General features: G+C 41.6%; 12 protein-coding genes. 2 read left to right on the plus strand and 10 right to left on the minus strand.

The window, feature by feature from the left end; translation table 11 throughout:
• Positions 1-7 precede the first annotated feature (7 nt).
• Positions 8-703, plus strand: coding sequence for an ABC transporter ATP-binding protein (locus DBR40_RS08630; RefSeq protein ID WP_124559333.1), 696 nt, complete (start codon positions 8-10; stop codon positions 701-703).
• Positions 704-771: 68 nt separating this feature from the next.
• Here the strand turns inward: DBR40_RS08630 and DBR40_RS08635 are convergent, their stop codons facing one another.
• Together DBR40_RS08635 and DBR40_RS08640 are read right to left on the minus strand one after the other, a co-directional pair.
• On the minus strand, positions 772-2,292 hold the full coding sequence (locus tag DBR40_RS08635; RefSeq protein WP_124559334.1) for a glycoside hydrolase: 1,521 nt from the start codon (positions 2,290-2,292) through the stop codon (positions 772-774).
• A gap of 117 nt (positions 2,293-2,409) precedes the next feature.
• Positions 2,410-6,318: a TIM-barrel domain-containing protein gene (locus tag DBR40_RS08640; RefSeq protein ID WP_199748303.1), complete on the minus strand. Its 3,909-nt coding sequence runs from the start codon at positions 6,316-6,318 to the stop codon at positions 2,410-2,412.
• A 445-nt stretch (positions 6,319-6,763) separates the two neighbouring features.
• Here DBR40_RS08640 and DBR40_RS08645 point away from each other — a divergent pair, with 445 nt between their 5' ends.
• On the plus strand, positions 6,764-7,162 hold the full coding sequence (locus DBR40_RS08645) for a LytR/AlgR family response regulator transcription factor (protein WP_124559335.1): 399 nt from the start codon (positions 6,764-6,766) through the stop codon (positions 7,160-7,162).
• A gap of 1 nt (position 7,163) precedes the next feature.
• Here the strand turns inward: DBR40_RS08645 and DBR40_RS08650 are convergent, their stop codons facing one another.
• From DBR40_RS08650 to DBR40_RS08685, 8 genes are all read right to left on the minus strand, one after another.
• Positions 7,164-7,952 carry an NIPSNAP family protein gene (locus DBR40_RS08650; RefSeq protein ID WP_124559336.1) on the minus strand — a complete coding sequence of 263 codons (789 nt, stop codon included), beginning with the start codon at positions 7,950-7,952 and terminating at the stop codon, positions 7,164-7,166.
• A gap of 59 nt (positions 7,953-8,011) precedes the next feature.
• Positions 8,012-10,306, minus strand: a complete 2,295-nt coding sequence (locus tag DBR40_RS08655) for a S9 family peptidase (RefSeq protein ID WP_124559337.1) — start codon at positions 10,304-10,306, stop codon at positions 8,012-8,014.
• Between the two features lie 82 nt (positions 10,307-10,388).
• The gene (locus DBR40_RS08660) at positions 10,389-11,828 is read right to left on the minus strand and encodes an APC family permease (protein ID WP_124559338.1); all 1,440 of its coding nucleotides are present in this window, start codon (positions 11,826-11,828) and stop codon (positions 10,389-10,391) included.
• A gap of 39 nt (positions 11,829-11,867) precedes the next feature.
• Positions 11,868-13,643 (minus strand): DUF885 family protein, encoded by a 1,776-nt coding sequence (locus DBR40_RS08665; protein WP_124559339.1) that lies wholly within the window; start codon positions 13,641-13,643, stop codon positions 11,868-11,870.
• A gap of 87 nt (positions 13,644-13,730) precedes the next feature.
• The gene (locus DBR40_RS08670; protein ID WP_124559340.1) at positions 13,731-14,633 is read right to left on the minus strand and encodes an AraC family transcriptional regulator; all 903 of its coding nucleotides are present in this window, start codon (positions 14,631-14,633) and stop codon (positions 13,731-13,733) included.
• Between the two features lie 454 nt (positions 14,634-15,087).
• Positions 15,088-16,329 carry an NAD(P)/FAD-dependent oxidoreductase gene (locus DBR40_RS08675; RefSeq protein ID WP_124559341.1) on the minus strand — a complete coding sequence of 414 codons (1,242 nt, stop codon included), beginning with the start codon at positions 16,327-16,329 and terminating at the stop codon, positions 15,088-15,090.
• Positions 16,330-16,347: 18 nt separating this feature from the next.
• Entirely contained in the window at positions 16,348-17,349 is a 1,002-nt protein-coding gene (locus tag DBR40_RS08680; protein WP_124559342.1) for a 4-hydroxyproline epimerase, read from the minus strand.
• Entirely contained in the window at positions 17,342-18,928 is a 1,587-nt protein-coding gene (locus tag DBR40_RS08685) for an aldehyde dehydrogenase (NADP(+)) (RefSeq protein WP_124559343.1), read from the minus strand. The genes DBR40_RS08680 and DBR40_RS08685 overlap by 8 nt, the downstream gene beginning before the upstream one ends.
• Positions 18,929-18,932 lie beyond the last annotated feature (4 nt).

Raw genomic sequence — 18,932 nt, forward strand, 5'->3', positions numbered from 1 at the left:
ATTTAATATGCTTGAAGCAATCGGATTAACCAAAAAATACCGGGACCATACAGCCTTAAACAACCTGAATTTAAAAGTAGGTTCAGGAGAAGTATTCTGCCTGCTCGGACAAAATGGTGCAGGAAAAACAACCACAATAAACTTATTTTTGGGGTTTACTACGGCAAGCAGTGGGCAAGCCAGGGTAAATGGCTTGGTTGTAAATCATCAAAATGGGGAAACCAAACAATTTTTAGCCTACGTCCCTGAAGTGGTAATGCTTTACGCCCATCTCAGCAGTATAGAAAACCTCGATTTTTTCAGTCGCATTGCTGGGTATACCTATAAAATAAATGAACTTGAAGAGTTTCTGCTCCAGGCAGGTTTACAACCAGATGCCTTTCATAAAAGAGTAGGCCATTACAGTAAGGGAATGCGACAAAAAGTGGGAATTGCTATTGCTGTTGCAAAAAATGCCAGTGTGATTTTAATGGATGAGCCCACAAGCGGCCTGGACCCTAAAGCTACTGATGAGTTTAGCGAAATTGTAAAACAACTTTCAAAAGATGGTCGTAGCATTTTCATGGCTACACACGATATTTTCAATGCTGTAAATGTGGGCACAAGAATTGGAATTATGCGCCAGGGTTCGCTTATCCATACCCTCGATGCAAAAGATATTTCGGCGGTTGACCTGCAGAGGTTATACCTCGAAACCATATAAAGTTAACTTTGTAGCGCCAAACATATTGCTTCATTTACAGGTATGCAGCTCTAATGGGCTTCTCCAAATTATTTGCTCAATATGGTAGTCACAGATTCGGCAGGGAGCAAGATTTGCTTAGTGCTGTTGTATTGTTTAAAAGGAGACAAATTATAATTATCGGAAGTAACATAGGTTTGTGCCCTATTTTGCCCCTTTCCTTTTATGTCTATATCCAGCATAATTTCCTGTTTAGTAGGATTAACTGCTACTGTTACCAGTTTCTGATTTTGCTTATACGATGATACATAAACTTCAGTATTGCCTGTTGAAATGTTATTTACCTGAACACGCTGGCTACCCGATTTAATGAAACGGCTGTAATTGCCCAATGCCCACAGCATTTTACTATCGTACACTGCTCCATCGGTTTTATTTTTATCGATATACACCAGCCCGTCTTTATAATCGCCGGATGATATGGCCAGCCACCATTGCCATGATGCAGCGTTTGATATAACCAGATCGTGGTGAATTAAGCGGGCAATAAACAAAGCAGTAACCATGCCCAGATCGCGTTTTTCGCCTTTAAGTATAGCGTCGCCCAGCACGCAGTACTCAGACATCCAATATCTTAAACCCGGCACCTTAGCTACTCCTTCTGCTGTTTTTTTACGCGTATTGATAAATTTATTTACCGGACTTGTGGTAAAATAGCTATGCGCAGATATCGATTGATCGATATGCGATAAATTGCCCACATAGTTTGGAGATGCGGCATTAAAAAACTGATAAACCTGATTCCCTTTTAAAGTATCGCCGTTCTGGTAAAGGTAATCGAGCTGACCAGCTTCGCCAACCTGTATTTTGGTGGCAATTTTGTTTTGTTCAAATGCCTGATTAATGCCTTTGTATAAACTGGCCAGTTCGGTATTGTTGTAAGGGCAACCTTCCTGGTTGTGCTCGTTCCACTTCCACTGCGGCTCATTTGCCGGACTTAGATAATTCAGCGTTATACCCGCTGTTTGCTGTAAACCTTTAACTGTAGCAACGATATCGGCAGCAAAAGCCGGTAATTTTTCAAAATCGAGGTTACATTTCCCATCCGTAGAGTAAGCCTTGCCATTTTTGGTAAACAAAACATTAGGGCTATTTACAAAACCAATAAACTGATTTACTCCGCGCACCTTAGCCGCTTTTAAAAACCAGGTTTGCCCGGGCATGGCATTCCAATCGTAAGTACCATTGGGTTGCAAAAAAGCATACTGCCGACGCCACTCATCACCAATATCGCTCAGTTTACCTTGTGCTGCACTTCCTGCCCCAATACTAAAACGCCACATGTTTAATCCGATACCCAGGGGTTGATCGTTATTATCAGTAGCAGTGCTAAACAGTAAATCGGCCATCTTATTCTTTTTAGCATCGGGCCAAAGGCCTGCAAACTGGCACGACCATGCATCTGACGCGCCAAAACCTTCTATGGTTTGAAAGATGATAGCCGGATCGATCTCTACTTTTACAACCGTTTGTTGCGAAAAAGCAGTATTATAACCGAAAAAAAGCATCATATTAACGAATAAGGGCTTTAGTATAGCAGATTTTTTCATTAGTGTGGGGGAATGATTTGCGCCTACAACTTACTAAATTATTACCAGCCATTTTAGCCTTAAAAAACAAAAGCTCCATGAATTAACATGGAGCTTTTATACGGTGTTTATTTATGTTTAGAACTTAACACTATTCAATTGTTTATCTACCAACAATCCGTCAGTTAGTTTAAGGTTAAACTGTACTTTGCGTTTGGCCTTTAATTTTATGGTAAACAATTCGCTGCTGCCGTTTAAGGCTTCTTTGTTACCCAGATTTACAAATGTTGGATAAAGCACCTTATCGCCATTGGTATGTAAACGATCGTAAGTTAAATTATCCATTTGTTTTACATTTAAGCCTTCTACACCAACAAAATCGTAATCCTGAGCCAGGTAAGGTAAAGCAAAACTTAAAGCATTTACCGATTTAAGGTCTGTTCCTTTTACTTTAACTTCGATAATATCGCCTTTATTGTAAGCCTGCTTGGTTGTGCTAATTTGTAGTTTACCTGCAAGTTTTTCTATTTTGGCATTACCTACTCCACCTTCAAGCTGCGTTGCTACTACCGAAATGTCGTAAGCATCAATCAGGTTGTTCTTATTGATATCGCCATTGCTGATGTAACCTTCAAAATCGGCATCACCTTTTTTCAATCCGGTATAATTAATGTACGAAGTCAAATCGTTTTTATCAATTAAGCGGTCGTTGTTAATATCGCCCGGAAGGTAACTTTCGGTACCTGGCACTTTAAACACGTACAGTTCTCTACCCGATCCGAAACCGCCAACACCATCAGCAACCGAAATTTTAATGTAACGGGCGCTTGGATGGCCATTGAAGTTGAATATTTTCACATCGCCATTGTTAGCCCATTCAAAGGTTCCGGCGGTTGTCCAGCTTTCTTTGTTGTTGCTGTAAAATATGGTTCCTTTAAGTAAGTTACCGTTTCCTCTTCCATTGCGTGGCAGGTAATGGAATTTATCGAGCTGATTAATGGTTTTCAGGTCGATAAGTATATCAAATGGAATTGCTTTAGCACCCCATTTGGTATGCCACATATTGCCTTCATCAAAATCAAACAAATCGGCAATACCCGATCCACCCTGGTTCTCGGCTGTAGTTTCGGCCGTTATGCCCTGAATGGCAAATTCGAGTGGATTTGATTTAGTAGTAGCTTTAATTTCAGCCCAGTCAGAAACACCATCTTTATTTACAGCACGCAGTTTAAAAGCATACGACGTTTCAGCCAGTAAACCGTCAAAAAGCAGCGTGGTATCTTTAATGGTGGTGTAATGCATCCCGTTAAAATCGATTTCGTAATAATCGGCATGATCTACCTTGCTCCATGTTGGTTTAAGCGTATAAGCTTCGGTGTTTTTATCGGTAATGCGTGCATTTACCGGCGCATTTAGTTTACCGGTTGACGTACGCTGCTTATCTGCGGGCTCGAATTTAAACCCTTCTACGTTAACTGTTACCGGATTTACGGAGATATCAGTCGATGCAAGTTTAACCAGTAGTTGAGGATTTTTAGTCATCACAACTTTTTCAAACTCGCTGCCTTTGGTAGCAAACTGGTTTAAATTTGGTGTTGCATTATAGAAATAAACATTCTCCTGTTTCAAAAATTCTTCCATCGAAGTAACTTCTGTCAGTTTGGTTTTATTGTTTCCAATCTTTGCTGTCAGGCGTTTTGGTTTTTCGGTAACATTAATGATCAATTCTGTTGATTTCTCTTTAATAAAACCATCAAAATCGCCTTTTACAGGTTGAATGCTAATAATCGCATTGCTTTTTTGATCAACTTCAGATTCAATTAAACCTGAAACACCTTTACCTAATTTGTAAGCTTCTGATGTACCATCATCATCATATTCGGTAAAAGTAGTTTTGCCTGCAGGATAAAGCTCGTACATGCGTCTGGCTTTATTAATTTCCGAAACATTGTTATTTGCATTTGCCATCGGAATAATAGCACCCGTTTTAACAAAAACCGGCAGTTTCCAGATTGGTGCATCGAAGCTGTTTACAATGCTGTTTCCGGTGTATTTATCTCCTGTAAAATAGTCGAACCAGGTTCCCTCGGGCAGGTAAATACCGTTACGGATATCATTTCCCTTATCATCGGCTTTAGTTTCCTGATAAATTGGAGCCACCAAAAAGCTTGGCCCGTACAAAAACTGGTATTGCGTAGCGCTGCCTAAAGTGTAAGTGTTAGGCGCATTTAAAAACATAGCCCTGATAATCGGTAAGCCTGTTAAAGCTTCCTTAGCAATGCTGTAGGTATAAGGGATTAGTTGCGATTTTAATTTCAGATAATTACGGTTAATAGAAGCTACAGGTTCGCCCAGTGCATGTGGATATTTCTCGTTGGCACCCCAGCCATCCATATTCAACTGCATTGGGGTAAAGGTTTTCCATTGAAAATCGCGGGTATTGATGGTTTGGTTTTTACCTCCAAAAATACCGTCCATATCTGAAGAAATGTTTGGCTGACCTGATAAACCCGAACCAATATAAGTTGGAATATGGAAACGGATATACTCCCAAACACCACCGGTTTGATCGCCTGACCAAATACCGGCATAACGTTGTGTACCTGCCCAGCCATCTAACGAGATGATAAAAGGCCTGCTGTTGTTGCCATAGTAAGGCATAATCTGCGCTACATCAGCCACACCATTAAGCCCGAACGAATAACCGGCCCCTACCCAAGCTACATCGGTTTTTAATACACGAACACCAGCATCACGTGCTTCTTTAATAATATCACGTTGCAACAGCGCGCTTATTTCGGATTTAGGGTGAAGGTCGGATTGCGTCCACAAGCCGATTTCCACACCGTTTTTACGGGCGTAATCGCCAAAGCTTTTCAGGTTCTGGATATTGCCATCTAAAGTTTCGGTTTGGCCATAACCTGCACCGTAACCATCGTTTGGTAGCAGCCAGCCTAAAGGCATATCGTTCTTTTTATAACGATCAATCACCGCACGGGCCGAAAACTGATAATTATTTTTTTCTCCATTAAGCGATTCTTTTGTACCACCATCGTTTTTCTGGCTCTCTTTGTAACGTTTACCATCTTCAAACAAGATCCCTTTTTCGTCTTCTTTCCAAAAATCGCGGTTATAAGCATTAAGGTGGCCCTGGTAAAAACCAAACTTTGGTAACAGTACAGGGTTTCCGGTTAACTGGTAAAAATTGTTTAACAAAGGCACTGCACCATCGCCCACCATAAAAAAGGCATCTAAATAATCGGTTTCGTGCGCCAGTTTTACTGTACCTTTTACTTTCGAACCAAAATCGTAACGACCTTTTGCAAAAGTGTGCCAAAGCACAGCGTAACCACTGGTAGACCAATAATAAGGCGTTGGCGAAGCTACACCTCCATCTGTCCAGCTGTTTTGGTTTTCGATAGCAATGCTTTTTCCTTTATGTGAGAAACGGCCGTTTTGAACACCGCCACCGTAAAAATATTCGGCTGTATTTTCTTTTAATGTTAAAGTTACTTTGCCTTTTTCGAACTGAACCGGTGCTGTTTCCTCCATTACAACAGCTTTTGTGGCCAGGTTAATAATTTTAATCAGCGATGTGTTTTTATCTACCTGAACAGTAATCTTATCGGTTGAGATACTGATCTGATTATTTTCATCAGTAATATTTAATTTGGCTACAGGCCGGCGGGGATTTTCAACCAAAATTTTTGCTTCGGGCTTAGCCTCTGGATCTCTGATGAAGCCACCATTATGATCTTCGAAAAGCCTGAAAATATTTTCGCCATAAAAATCGAAGGTTAAACGCTGCCCATCCGATAATGACAATTCGATTGTGGTTGGGTTAATTTTTTTGGCGGCAATTACTTTTATCGCATCAGTTTTGATCTGCTTTGTAGTAATACCAATCGCTTTGACACTTGTGGGCAATGCAGCTGAGATAAACATCGGAGCTGCAGCCAAAAGAAGTGCAGATGCAAAAGCAGCCTTCTTATGCCGGTTTCGGTTTGTATTCTTTTTATTTTTCTTGTAAAAGGAATTTGGGGTCATTAAGAATTTGATTTGGTTAAAACTTATGTGTTAAGCGGCTTTAACAAAATGATACCTGAAAAACCACTGTGGGATAAAGTTAGTAATCCCTTCAACAGAAGCCTTGTTGTTAAGGTGACAAAAACCGCGCAATCGTTTGATCAAACAGCTTTTTTACAGAAAACACAAATAAAAACAATCAGGCAGCTGTAACCCGCGATGTCTAAGCCGCCAATATCCCATCTTCTTTTTATTTATAAGTTTAAGTCTTTCGGTAACGAATGAGTTTTAGCAGACAAACTGTGGAAATTTTTCTACAGTTTAAACACCAAATTGGGGAATTTATTCTACACGTTTTACGTTCACCTGCCCATTTAATGCGTTTTGATTGATCAGTTTACTAACCAGGGAGCAAAAAATTCTAAGTGGCAGGCATTTTGCATGGTTAAATTAAAATGAGCCAAATATGAATCCATCCGCACCACAACCTCATAGCTGCGTAATTGTAGACGATAATCCGCTGAGCATAAAAATCCTGGAACAATATGTATCCAAAAACCCAAAACTTAAGTTAAAAGGGAGCTTTACCGATCCTATTGCAGCTATGGCTGCCTTTTGGCAATACGGTAAAATAGATTTTCTTTTGCTGGATATCCAAATGGAAATATCTGGAATTGATGTGGCCAGAATGCTGAGGAACAGGGTTAAATTTATTGTTTTTGTTACTGCACATAGCCGTCACGCCATTCATGCCGTAAGTGATGGCGATAGTTTCCTGCTAAAACCAATTTGCTATCCTACTTTTTCAGCTACCATTGAACAATTGATTGGCCGCACAAGGTTGCAAAAAGAATGGCTTTCGTAACTTAAATATCAGAATAATCGGTTGGGTATATAAATTTAGTATCGTTTTTAGATACATTGTGCTGATACTGTGGCATGGTAGAGAGTTTCTTCCAGTAATCGTCTGCAGAAAAAGCTTTCCAATGCGCTTCGCGGTCTGCCCGGTCTTCGAATGTTGTTAAATACATGAGGTTGGGCATGCGGCTACCGGCAATTACCGAAGCATAAAAAACGGCATTAAAATTTAAGCGCTTAAATAAACCAATCTCATCACCTTTGTTAAACATCTCCACTTTATTCTGAAAATATTGTTCGCTTGGCGATTCGTAGCTTCTCAATTCGTAAACCCGTTGAGCCATTGGCGACTTTAACTTAGGCAAAACAAAATGAGGTGCATCATCAAAAGCTTTTAATAAAACAGACTCTAAGCGCTCGTAAGCAGCGTTATTGTACAAAGCAGTTAAATAATCCTTTCCATCTGTAGCATACTGCTCATCTTTAGCCAGTTTTTGTTCGAGCGCCAAAACACTGTTGAACGATTTATAAGGAATAAAAACATAAATCAGTTTTTCGGCAAGCACAGTAATTTCGTTAACAATGGGCTTAAAAACGCCTATTTTTGCTATTCCACAGCGATGCAATGCAGGTAAGTAGGCTTTTTCCAAATAAGCATCAACCGTTTTTTCCTGAGCCTCTGTTTTTAGATGGTATATTTTAAGCTGATAAAACTCTGTTTGTGCAGCATTAACCTGCACAACACTCGCTATTAAAACCAATAATATTATAAACGGAAAGCTGATTCTTTTTAACATCTTATTTTGCCCCTGACTAATTAATGTAGCGGTAAATCTATGCAAAAAGAAATCTGCTTTTATTTCGTAACAAGAATATTTGGGTTGGGTGGTTCGGCATTAAGCAAATGCTTTACAAAAAAGTCGCGTTTACGCCTGCGGCCATAGGTACCTCCATCACTATGCCCCATTCCCGGAATGCTTAAAATATCAAAATCTTTATTGGCCTTAATTAAAGCGTCGGCCAGGCGGTAAGTAGATTCGGGTGGTACGTTTTCATCAGCTTCGCCTACAATTAAAAACAAATTACCCTGCAATTTAGCAGCATTGGTAATGTTCGATTGTTCGCCATAATGCGGCCCGACAGGGTAGCCCATCCATTGTTCGTTCCACCATTGTTTGTCTATCCGGTTATCGTGGCAGCCACAGGCCGAAACCGCAGCTTTATAAAATTCGGGATGGAACAATAAGGCGCCAGTTGAATTCTGCCCGCCTGCCGAAGTGCCATAAACCCCTACCCGGCTAATGTTAGCATTGGGATATTTTACGGCCATTGCTTTCATCCACAAAATCCTATCAGGCAGACCTGCATCGGCCAGGTTTTTCCAGCATACATCATGAAATGCTTTCGAACGGTTTGCCGTTCCCATACCATCAATCTGCACCACAATAAAACCAAGTTCGGCTATGCTTTGCATTTCGCTTGCAGGAAGGAAATTTTTAGGTACAAAACTATCTTGCGGACCGGCATAAATGTTTTCGATAACCGGGTAGCTTTTGCTCGGGTCCATTTTAGAAGGCAAACATACCACTCCCCAAATATCAGTTATCCCATCACGCGCTTTGGCAACAAAAACTTCGGGCAGCTTAACACCGGTGGCCAAATAGGCCTCGACAGTGCCATGCTCTAACTCCGTCACCTTACCGGCATTGGCTGTTAACCTTAATTCGCTAACCGGCGGTACATTAACCTGGCTATAGGTATCGATATAATATTTACGATCGGGCGAAAAGCTGAGACTGTGGTTGCCTTTTTCGGGTGTAAGGTTTACCAGTCCTTTACCATCAAAACCAATGCGGTAGTAATGGATAAAATAAGGATCTTCGCCTTCGTGCATGCCACTGGCCCTAAACCATACCTGCCGCTTAACCACATCAACGCTATCAATATCGCGCACTACCCAATTACCATTGGTTATTTTGGCTTGTTTTCCCGTTAGTGTATTTATCAGGTAAAGGTGCTGCCAGCCATCCTGCTCGCTGGTCCATAACATTTCATTTGTTTTGGGCAGGTAACGTGTATAAATGCGGCTTTCATAAATAAAGGTATTTGTTTTTTCGTCGATGATGTTTCTGGTTTTACCAGTTTGCACATCTACTTCAATTACCCTAAAGCGCTGGTGGCCGCGGTCAACTTTTTCGTAGGTATAATACCGGTTGTCGTTGTTGCGCCAATGCAATTCGGGCGGTCCGAAAAAATCGATTGGGTCGGCATCTACTTTGAAAGCCGTTTTAGCAGCTATATTAAAAATGTAAGGCTGGTACGACGTAAAACCATCGCCGGGCTGGGCATATTCTCTCGATTTTAACTCGCCACGGGTAGTACCGGGAACAGAGCTGAGTATGTAATGCACTTTTTTAATTTCTTTGGGATCGGTTTTATAGGCAATTATATTTTTCCCATCGGGAGCCCATACATAATCGCCATAAGGTTTTGTTTCGGTACCATCAGTACTGAGCTGTATTTCTTTATTGGTAGTATTATCTGTTATAAAAATATTTCCGCCACGAATCACCGCTTCATATTTACCATCCGGCGATTTGCGTACAACGCGATTCCATTGCCAGCGCGATCTTTTTTGTTGCAAAGGCCTTTTGGCATTGTACCTATAAATGGTTGTATCTTTTAAATCAGTTACATTATAATTATTTAAGTTAACGGCATACCATTTACTGTCCACTTTAATTTTAGCGGCATTGGCATCGGCGAAGTACAAATCGGCAAACTGTAATTTTGCTGCATTTTGTTTCTTTCCGGTTGTTTGCTCGAGGCTTTTGGCCAGTTTCTCCGAATCGAAAGCCAGTTTACGCTTTCCTGAGGCTGTTTCTACATAATAATATTCCCAGGTTCTGTTTGGCAGGTTTTTCCGGTACCAGAATGCTGTTCCATCTTTTTTCCAAAACGGAATGATATCGTTATTGGTAGGAATATTGCGCAGGGCTGTATCCAGCTTATTGGATAACTGATAACTATTGGCAACCTCCGCCGGACTTGGCGCATAAGGTTGTAAAGGCATTTGCTGTGCCTGCGACTGAAAAAAAGCAAAACTGAACAGCGCCGAAACCAGCGGTTTTCTGACCGAAGAATACATCATGACTTGGGATTTTTTGTAAATGTAATTGTAGTAAGGGGAAGATTAAGCTAAGATATTAATCGATAATATGAACATTTTAACTTTATGCTTCAACTGCTTCTTTTGCCACTACATTTTGACGGTTAATGCTCCCTTTAATTAAATAATAAACCGGAATACCAATTAGCGTAATAATTAGGCCAGGCCAGGTAAATTTGGGTTTAAATATGATTAGTAGAATACAAAAAGCCAGCCCCATTACAATATAAATAACAGGAAGTACCGGATAGCCAAATGCTTTATAAGGCCTGTCGGCATCGGGCCGCTTTTTGCGCAGAATAAAGATTCCGAAAATGGTGAGCATGTAAAACATCACCACTACAAAAGAAATCATATCGAGCAAATCGCCGTATTTACCGCTAATACACCACAATGAAGCAAAAATACACTGAATCCACAAACCGAAACCGGGTACGGCGTTTTTGTTCAGGGTGCCAACTTTTTTAAAGAACAGACCATCTTTTGCCATCGAATAATACACCCGGGCACCAGCCATAATTAAGCCGTTGTTACAACCAAAAGTCGAAACCATAATCATCACAGCAATGGTAATAGTCCCTGCAGTACCAAAAATATGGTTGGCGGCCGAAACGGCAACCCTGTCTTTATCGGCATAGGCAATATCGTGTAGTGAAAGTACGCCGGTGTACATTACGTTGGTAAGTATATAAAGTACAGTAACAATAATGGTTCCCAGCGCTAAACTCAAACCAATGTTACGTGCCGGATTTTTAATTTCGCCGGCAATAAAAGTTACATTGTGCCAGGAGTCGCTACTGAATATTGAACCCACCATAGCCGCTGCAATGGCTCCAAAAGCTGCCAGAGTGGTGTACGAGGAAACCGATCCGCTGGTGGGCAAGGCACCCAGTTGCCACATGTTTTCCCAGTTGCTTTTCCAGATTCCTTTATCTAAAAAGAATAATCCAAACATAATTAAGCCAAATAAACTTAAAAGTTTAGCCACCGTAAATGTGGTTTGAATAACCTTACCTCCATTTACGCCCCGGTTATTGATATAGGTAAGCAAAACGATAACGCCGATAGCCAGTAGCTGTGCAGGCGAAATGGTTAAAAAGCCCAGATCTATTGCAACCAAATCTTCGCTTAAAGCTGGAATAAGATAAGCCGTAAACTTGGCAAAAGCTACCCCTACTGCAGCAATGGTAGCGGTTTGGATTACCGTAAAAAAACTCCAGCCGTATAAGAAACTGATGAGCGGATTATAGGCTTCCTTTAAATAAATATACTGGCCGCCGGCTTTTGGAAACATGGCACTCAATTCACCATAGCTTAAAGCCGCGGTTAAGGTCATAAAACCCGTGATGAGCCAAACCACAAGGAGCCAGCCCGAGCTGCCTACATTGCGGGTAATATCGGCACTTACAATAAAAATACCTGAGCCAATCATGCTTCCTGCAACGAGCATGGTGGCATCCATCAATTTAAGCGAAGGTTTAAACTGGGTGGTTTCTGCTTTCATAGTTTTGTTTTGTGGTTCGAAAAAAGGTTTAGGGTTGTGCTAGCGTGATTGATCGTAAAAATGCCACGAGGTGGTAAAATCGCGGTTAAGGTTTTGATTGGTCAAGGTAGCGCGAATCAGTTCTACCGGAATCAGGTTTTGTTTAATTACAGCATCGTGAAAAGCCTTAAAGCTCATTTTACCACTATCTACCAGTTCCTTTTTCAAGGCAAAAAGCTGTAAGCCGCCGGTAAGGTAAGCCACCTGGTACAAAGGGCTGTAACCTCCCTGAAACGACCTGCGTACTTCGCCTTCGGCATTGGCGCGCTCATGCCCTACACGGTCGACCAGAAAATCGATACATTGTTGTGGAGTCCATTTGCCCAGGTGGTAGTTGAGCGAAAACAGGATCCGGGCACAGCGGTGCATCCGCCAAAAAAGCATGCCTATTTTTTCTTCGGGTATTTTGGCAAAGCCTTTATCATACAATAAAAGTTCCCAATACAGCGGCCAGCCTTCTACACTAAAAGGGGTTTGAAAAGGATCGCGGTAACCCTTGTAACGACTGTTCATAAAATACTGGTAATGGTGGCCCGGTAAAAGCTCGTGTTGTACCGTTCCGCGCGAAAAATAAGGGTTGTTACCCCGCATGCTCATTAGCTTATCGTCTTCTTCCATGGTGTTGGTAGGATAAGAAATACTAATTTCGCGACCACCGGTAAAAAACGGATTTACCAACTGGCGCTCTGCAGACATCATCACCATGCCCCAGGTTTCTTCGGCAAGTGCCGGAATCTCGATCAGATCGTTCGCTTTAATGAAAGCCAAAGCATCGTCCTGCAGTTTTACAATGAGTTCGGGTTGTTTACCTAAAGGCACATAACTGTTTTTTACTTTTTCCTGGGCTTTTTTCCAATCGTTTCCGAAACCCATTTCGTTCGATGCTTTTAACAGTTCGGCATCGCAGTATTTAAATTCTTTTTCGGCCAGCTGAATCAACTGCTCGGGTGTGTAAGGTATAAATTCAGTATTTAATTGCCTGATGAGTTCGTCGCGGCCAATTGGATTACCTTTAATAGGTGGTTTATTGTTTTTGGGTTCGGGTGCATCTGTTTTTTCCGCAAACAATTTAGCATAAGCGGTAAGCGCAGCATCCAGGCGTTCGTAAGGTTTTGGAACCCACCAGGTAAAACCAGGTTCGTAATTCATGTAAAACTGGTAAAAACCTTTTAAGCGCTGCTTTAAGCTTGTTGTTATCGCCGTCCCCATTTTAAGCTGATCGGTTTTAAGGTCTTTTGGCTGGGTATTACCAATTAAAGTTTCAATTTGTTTAGCTGTAGCATCTATTTGCGTGGCCAGTAACGAACCTTCATGATAGCTTCCCCTTCTTCTCAACTTTTCGAGGGCATAAATGGCATCAGCAAAAGGAAAATAGCTCGCCAGGGCTTTATATTCGGTTTCTTCTTTATTTAACAGGTATTTCGACGATTCGATCTGTTTTTTGAGCAAAATATAATCCACTTTTCCGTAAACACTAAAGGTTTCGAACTTAGCCGATTTGAGTCTAGCAAGGTAATCGTTATTGATATCCTGCAGGCGTTTGCGCTGTTCGGGGCTTTTAAACGTATTTAGCGGACTGGAATAATATCCCCCTGCCGAATAAGGATAATAAAAATCGTTAATGGCATCTACATCGCGCTGGTAGCCCACAACCCAGGTACCCATTTCGCTGGTTTGTTCGTAAAGACTTTCGTTTGTGGTCTGAGCCCAGGTAGCGCTACTGGATAACAGGCTACAAGCAAATAAAAAAGCAATAAAAAGTAATCTTTTTAGCATTTCAATTGATTTAAAAATGAGCAATAGCTTTAGCCTCCATTCCGAAAAATGGCTAGCTTTTTATAGTAAAATGAATTCTGACAATGCTTAGGCGCCTACGTAGCTTACCCTGCTTACATTATTATAGGTATCGATATAAGCGCGTGGCGATTGACCGATAATACTTTTAAATACGCGGTTAAAGTTGGTAATGCTATTGAAACCTGCTTTGTAGGCTACACCTGAAATACAATCTGCTTTTTCGCCGGAAATAAGGCTTTTGCAGGCATCGTTAATGCGCACTTCGTTTAAAAATGACACAAAGGTATGACCGGTATGTTTTTTAAAATACCTGCAGAAAGCCTGCGGGGTCATAAAAGCCGCATTGGCTACATCTTCCAGCGAAATCTGGTTGTTGTAGTTTTCGGTAATAAAATTGATGATCTTACTCAAACGCATTCCTACATTTTCGGTTACATTGGATGAGTATAGATCTGAACACAACGATTCTACATCATCGTTTAAATCCTGAAGTCCGTTAACCAATTGCAAAAACTTAAACAATACATCTACGCCTGTGGCATGGTGCACATCAAAAAGTTTGTTTACAATGGCTTTATTGTAACGCTCTGGAATTTTAAAGCCGTGTTTGTTTTTAGCCAAAAAAGAACTGGCCATCTTCATTTCAGGTAAGTTGAACAATGCTCCTAAAATTCCGTTTGGATTGAAATAAATTGAACAGGCCTTAATTGTGCGGGTTGAATTGGGTAAAAAATATTCCGGATTACTTTTGAACAGGTGTGGAAGTTTGGCTCCAATGACAAAAATATCGCCCGAACGGAAAGCATGCATGTCGTTCCCAGCAATTAGCGTTCCTTCTCCCCTTTCTACGTAAGTAATCTGCCATTCATCATGGCGATGCAAATATTGATAAAAATAAGGCGATTCAATATGCTCCGATATCACACTCTTGTCGTCGGGCACAAGCATGGTAAATGGTAATACTTTCATAAGGATAGTCCGGTTGGTTTAGGTTGTTGATTCTGAAATGAATGTAAGGATATTAACTCTTAAAAACCAATAAAAAGCATAACAAGGTTAAAATTCTGCTACAAGTTGATAAAATAACACCAAAATAAAGGTAATCCCTCAGCGTAACAGGCTACTTAAAAATTAGTTAGATTGTAAATAGGGATAATAGCAGTAGAAACTTAAAGGATAGTTAATAGTTTGCCACGGAGGCTCAGATTTGCACGGAAATAATTATAAATTAAAAGTAGTATAATTTCATCCCCCTGCCCCCTTCAAAGGGGGAAATGATTTGCTTTAAAAGTATGATGAGGGAAGTAATCTCAAATGTGGTTTACTTTCGAGGGAATCTCGTCCCCCTTCGAAGGGGGTTGGGGATGAATGAAGTAGTGCCAGATGGAAACATCTGACACCACAAGACGAGAGATTAAAATGCTTAACGCTCAACTGAGAAAGGTTCCAATTTCAGCACTTTGGCTTCTTCTGCCACAATCTGGCTTACCAGTAAACCAGTTGCAGGCCCTAAACTTAAGCCCATCATACCATGACCGGTAGCAATAATTAAATTTTCTCTTTTGGTACTTCTGCCAATATAAGGCAAACCATCTGGAGATGAAGGCCTGAAACCGTACCAGATATCTTTTTCGGCAGGTAATGCCGGTTTTAAATCGGGGAAATAATTGGGAACTGATTCTACAATACCCTTCACCCTTTGCATATTTACGTGGGTATTAATTTTATCGAGCTCCATGGTACCGCCATACCTGATCTGGCCGTTCATTGGAGTAATGGCTACCCTTGCCTCGCATAAAAGCGCAGGGATAGTTAAGCGATGTTCGGGCTCTGGCTCCATAAACGAATAGCCTTTACCTGGCATTAGCGAAATTTTTAAATCGGCCATTTTAGCTACCGCTGGCGACCACGAACCTGTAGCCAACACATACTGATCGGCTTCCCAGGCCTGATTGCCTGTAAAAACCTTCATGATGCGATTACCAGCAACTTCAATTTTATCAACCGCTTTGTTTCTTTCAATTTTAACCCCGTTATTGGTTAAATAAGTCAGCAAGGCATTCATCAGTTTAGTTGGGTACAAATGCGCATCATCACGGTAGTGTACAGCTCCTAAAACATCGAGTGCTAAGCCGGGTTGCAATGCACGGCATTCATCGGCGCTTAAAACGGCCATATCTAAACCCAGATCAATGGCTTTTGCGGCCAAATGGGCTTCTTCTTCGCCTGCTTTTTCGGTTTTATAAAATGCGAGGATACCGTTGTTGGCGAGCTCGAAATTAAAATCGGGTTCTTTGGCTAAATCCTGGTATAGTTTTTTGCTAAGCAAAGATAAATCGCGTAGCGGAACTGCAGCGGCTTCAACATGTTTTGCCGTGGCATGTTTCATAAATTTCAGCCCCCAGTTAATGAGGCTGCCATTTAACGATGGCCGCACATAAAACGGGCTCTTGCTATCAAACATCCACCTGATCCCCTGTTTTATCATGCCTGGCGCAGCCAGCGGCACAAAATGACTGGGCACAATCATACCCGCATTACCAAAAGAGCAATTGTCGGTAATATCACCCTTATCTAAAACGGTTACTTCGTAGCCCTTTTTCTGCAAATAGTATGCAGAAGTTAAACCCACAATTCCGCCACCTATTATTAATACTTTCGACATTCTTTTAATTTTAAAACACTAAATCACCTGAAATCCGTGTGCATAGGGATCATCCTCGGCATCGATTTTAATGGTATTGTAACCATACACTTTTGCCCAGCCTTCTACGCTCGGAATAATGGCTTTAATTCCGTTTAAATCTACTACCTCTTCTACACGGCCAATAAACTTGCTGCCAATAAAACTTTCGTGGATAAAATCTTCACCCTGTTTAAGTTTTCCTTTTGCAAACCATTGTGCCAAACGGGCGGAGGTGCCTGTTCCGCATGGCGAGCGGTCTATCGCTTTATCGCCGTAAAAAACGGCATTTCTGGCAGTTGATGTAGGGTCGATTGTTTTTCCGGTCCACAATACATGGCTACAGCCGTTAATGGTCGGATCTAAAGGATGTACAAAAGTATATTTTTCGTTAATGCGTTTTCTGATGGTCTGGCTCCAGGTAATCAGTTGCGAAGCGGTATAATTTTCGAGCCCGGGAAAGTTCTTTTGCGGATCAACAATGGCATAGAAATTTCCACCGTAAGCTACGTCAAAAGTAAGCAATCCTAAATCGGGGCATTCTACCTCCAGGTTTTCTGCAGCAAGGTAAGAAGCCACATTTTTAAGCTTCACCGATTTTACTTTTTTGCCTTCTTGTTTGTATTCAATTAAAACCAATCCTGCAGGTGCCTCCATTCTGATTACGCCCGGTACTTTGGGCTTAATCAAGCCTTCTTCAACAGCAATGGTAATGGTGCCTATTGTACCATGGCCACACATGGGCAAACAACCGCTGGTTTCTATAAACAGCACAGCAACATCATTTTTCGGATCGTGAGGCGGGTAAAGAATACTACCCGACATCATATCATGCCCTCTTGGCTCGAACATTAAACCTGTCCTGATCCAATCAAACTCTTTTAAAAAATGTTGCCGTTTCTCACTCATGTTGGCACCAATAAGCTGTGGGCCGCCACCGGCAACCAACCTAACCGGATTTCCGCAAGTATGTGCATCTACACAAAAAAATGTTTTACTCATAAGATTTCGTTAATTTCTGGTTCACCGTTCTGAAAATACCTAAAGGATTCTCGTTTTTCAGTTCATCTGGTAATAAACCTTGTTCCCAATCCTGGTAAGCCAACGGACGGGCAAAACGGTTAATAGCGGTCGAGCCTACCGAAGTAAAGCGGCTATCGTTCGTGGCCGGAAATGGTCCACCATGTTGCATGGCTGCACAAACTTCTACCCCTGTTGGCACTCCATTCAGGATGATCCTTCCGGTTTTATCGGTTAATTTATTAATCAAAGCCTGATAATTTTGAAGTTCTTCCTTATCGGCCATCAAAGTAGCGGTAAGTTGCCCTTCCAATACCTCAACAGCGTTTTCAAGCTCTGCTACATTTTCTGCCACTACCAGTAAAGAATACGGGCCAAAAATTTCCTCACGTAGTTTCGGGTTACTGATAAAATCGCTGGCACTTACCTGCGCAATTTTAGCTTCCGATTGATTTTGAAGTTCATTGTTTTTCACCGTCGATGCCGACAAAAGTGCAACACCACCTTCATTTACAATACCTGCCGAGAGTTTACTATAGTTTTGGGCAATACCTTCGGTAAGCATGGTAGCTGATGGAATAACAGCAATGGCTTCTTTTAAAACGGTTTTAAAATTTTCCAATTCGGGCGATTGTACAGCAAGCAGCAAACCAGGGTTGGTACAAAACTGACCAGCGCCCAAAGTAATGGATGCAGCATATTTTTTAGCCAGTTCTTCGGCCTGGTTTTCGATCGCCTTTGGCAAAAAGATTACCGGATTAATACTGCCCATTTCGGCAAAAACCGGAATAGGCTGCACGCGCTGCTGCGCAAGGTTAATCAAAGCCATACCACCTTTAAACGAACCGGTAAAAGTAACCGCTTTCGTTAAAGGATGCTGCACTAAAGCTGCGCCAACAGTATAAGCATCATCGTACAGCAAAGAGAAAATACCTTTAGGCATACCCGTTTTTTCGGCAGCTTTAACAATTGCACCACCTACCAACGCGCTTGTACCCAAATGCGCAGGGTGTGCTTTTACCACTACCGGACAACCGGCAGCCAATGCAGATGCTGTATCGCCCCCGGCCACAGAAAAGGCTAGTGGAAAATTACTCGCCCCAAAGACCACTACCGGACCAATTGGAATCAACATTCTTCTGATATCTGGTCGTGGTAAGGGTTGGCGCTCGGGCAATGCTGTATCAATAATGGCATCTACCCATGAGCCTTCGGCTACCACATTGGCAAATAACCTTAACTGACCTGTAGTACGCCCCAATTCGCCCTGTAAACGCGCCAAAGGTAAACCACTTTCGGCCGAAGCCCGGTTTACCAGTTCTTCGCCAATAGCTGTAATTTCATCGGCTATGGCATTTAGAAAAGCGGCTTTAAGGTCTTTATTTAAGTTTCTATACCCCTGAAAAGCACTGGTTGCTGATGTTAGTGCATCATCAACAAGGCTTTGGCTGGCTTTAAAAAAATCGCCTTCAAGCGTTAATCCTGTTGCAGGATTAACGGCTTTAAGGCTTTTTTCATTAATTTCTGAATAAGTACCGGCTACAATATTTTTTCCGTTCATATCT

Source organism: Pedobacter sp. KBW01 (genome assembly GCF_003852395.1).
Lineage (GTDB): Bacteria > Bacteroidota > Bacteroidia > Sphingobacteriales > Sphingobacteriaceae > Pedobacter.

Excerpts from the sequence above, each read along its gene's own strand:
- DBR40_RS08630 (WP_124559333.1), top strand. The coding sequence starts at position 8 with ATGCTTGAAGCAATCGGATTAACCAAAAAATACCGGGACCATACAGCC.
- DBR40_RS08635 (WP_124559334.1), bottom strand. The coding sequence starts at position 2,292 with ATGAAAAAATCTGCTATACTAAAGCCCTTATTCGTTAATATGATGCTT.
- DBR40_RS08640 (WP_199748303.1), bottom strand. The coding sequence starts at position 6,318 with ATGACCCCAAATTCCTTTTACAAGAAAAATAAAAAGAATACAAACCGA.
- DBR40_RS08645 (WP_124559335.1), top strand. The coding sequence starts at position 6,764 with ATGAATCCATCCGCACCACAACCTCATAGCTGCGTAATTGTAGACGAT.
- DBR40_RS08650 (WP_124559336.1), bottom strand. The coding sequence starts at position 7,952 with ATGTTAAAAAGAATCAGCTTTCCGTTTATAATATTATTGGTTTTAATA.
- DBR40_RS08655 (WP_124559337.1), bottom strand. The coding sequence starts at position 10,306 with ATGATGTATTCTTCGGTCAGAAAACCGCTGGTTTCGGCGCTGTTCAGT.
- DBR40_RS08660 (WP_124559338.1), bottom strand. The coding sequence starts at position 11,828 with ATGAAAGCAGAAACCACCCAGTTTAAACCTTCGCTTAAATTGATGGAT.
- DBR40_RS08665 (WP_124559339.1), bottom strand. The coding sequence starts at position 13,643 with ATGCTAAAAAGATTACTTTTTATTGCTTTTTTATTTGCTTGTAGCCTG.
- DBR40_RS08670 (WP_124559340.1), bottom strand. The coding sequence starts at position 14,633 with ATGAAAGTATTACCATTTACCATGCTTGTGCCCGACGACAAGAGTGTG.
- DBR40_RS08675 (WP_124559341.1), bottom strand. The coding sequence starts at position 16,329 with ATGTCGAAAGTATTAATAATAGGTGGCGGAATTGTGGGTTTAACTTCT.
- DBR40_RS08680 (WP_124559342.1), bottom strand. The coding sequence starts at position 17,349 with ATGAGTAAAACATTTTTTTGTGTAGATGCACATACTTGCGGAAATCCG.
- DBR40_RS08685 (WP_124559343.1), bottom strand. The coding sequence starts at position 18,928 with ATGAACGGAAAAAATATTGTAGCCGGTACTTATTCAGAAATTAATGAA.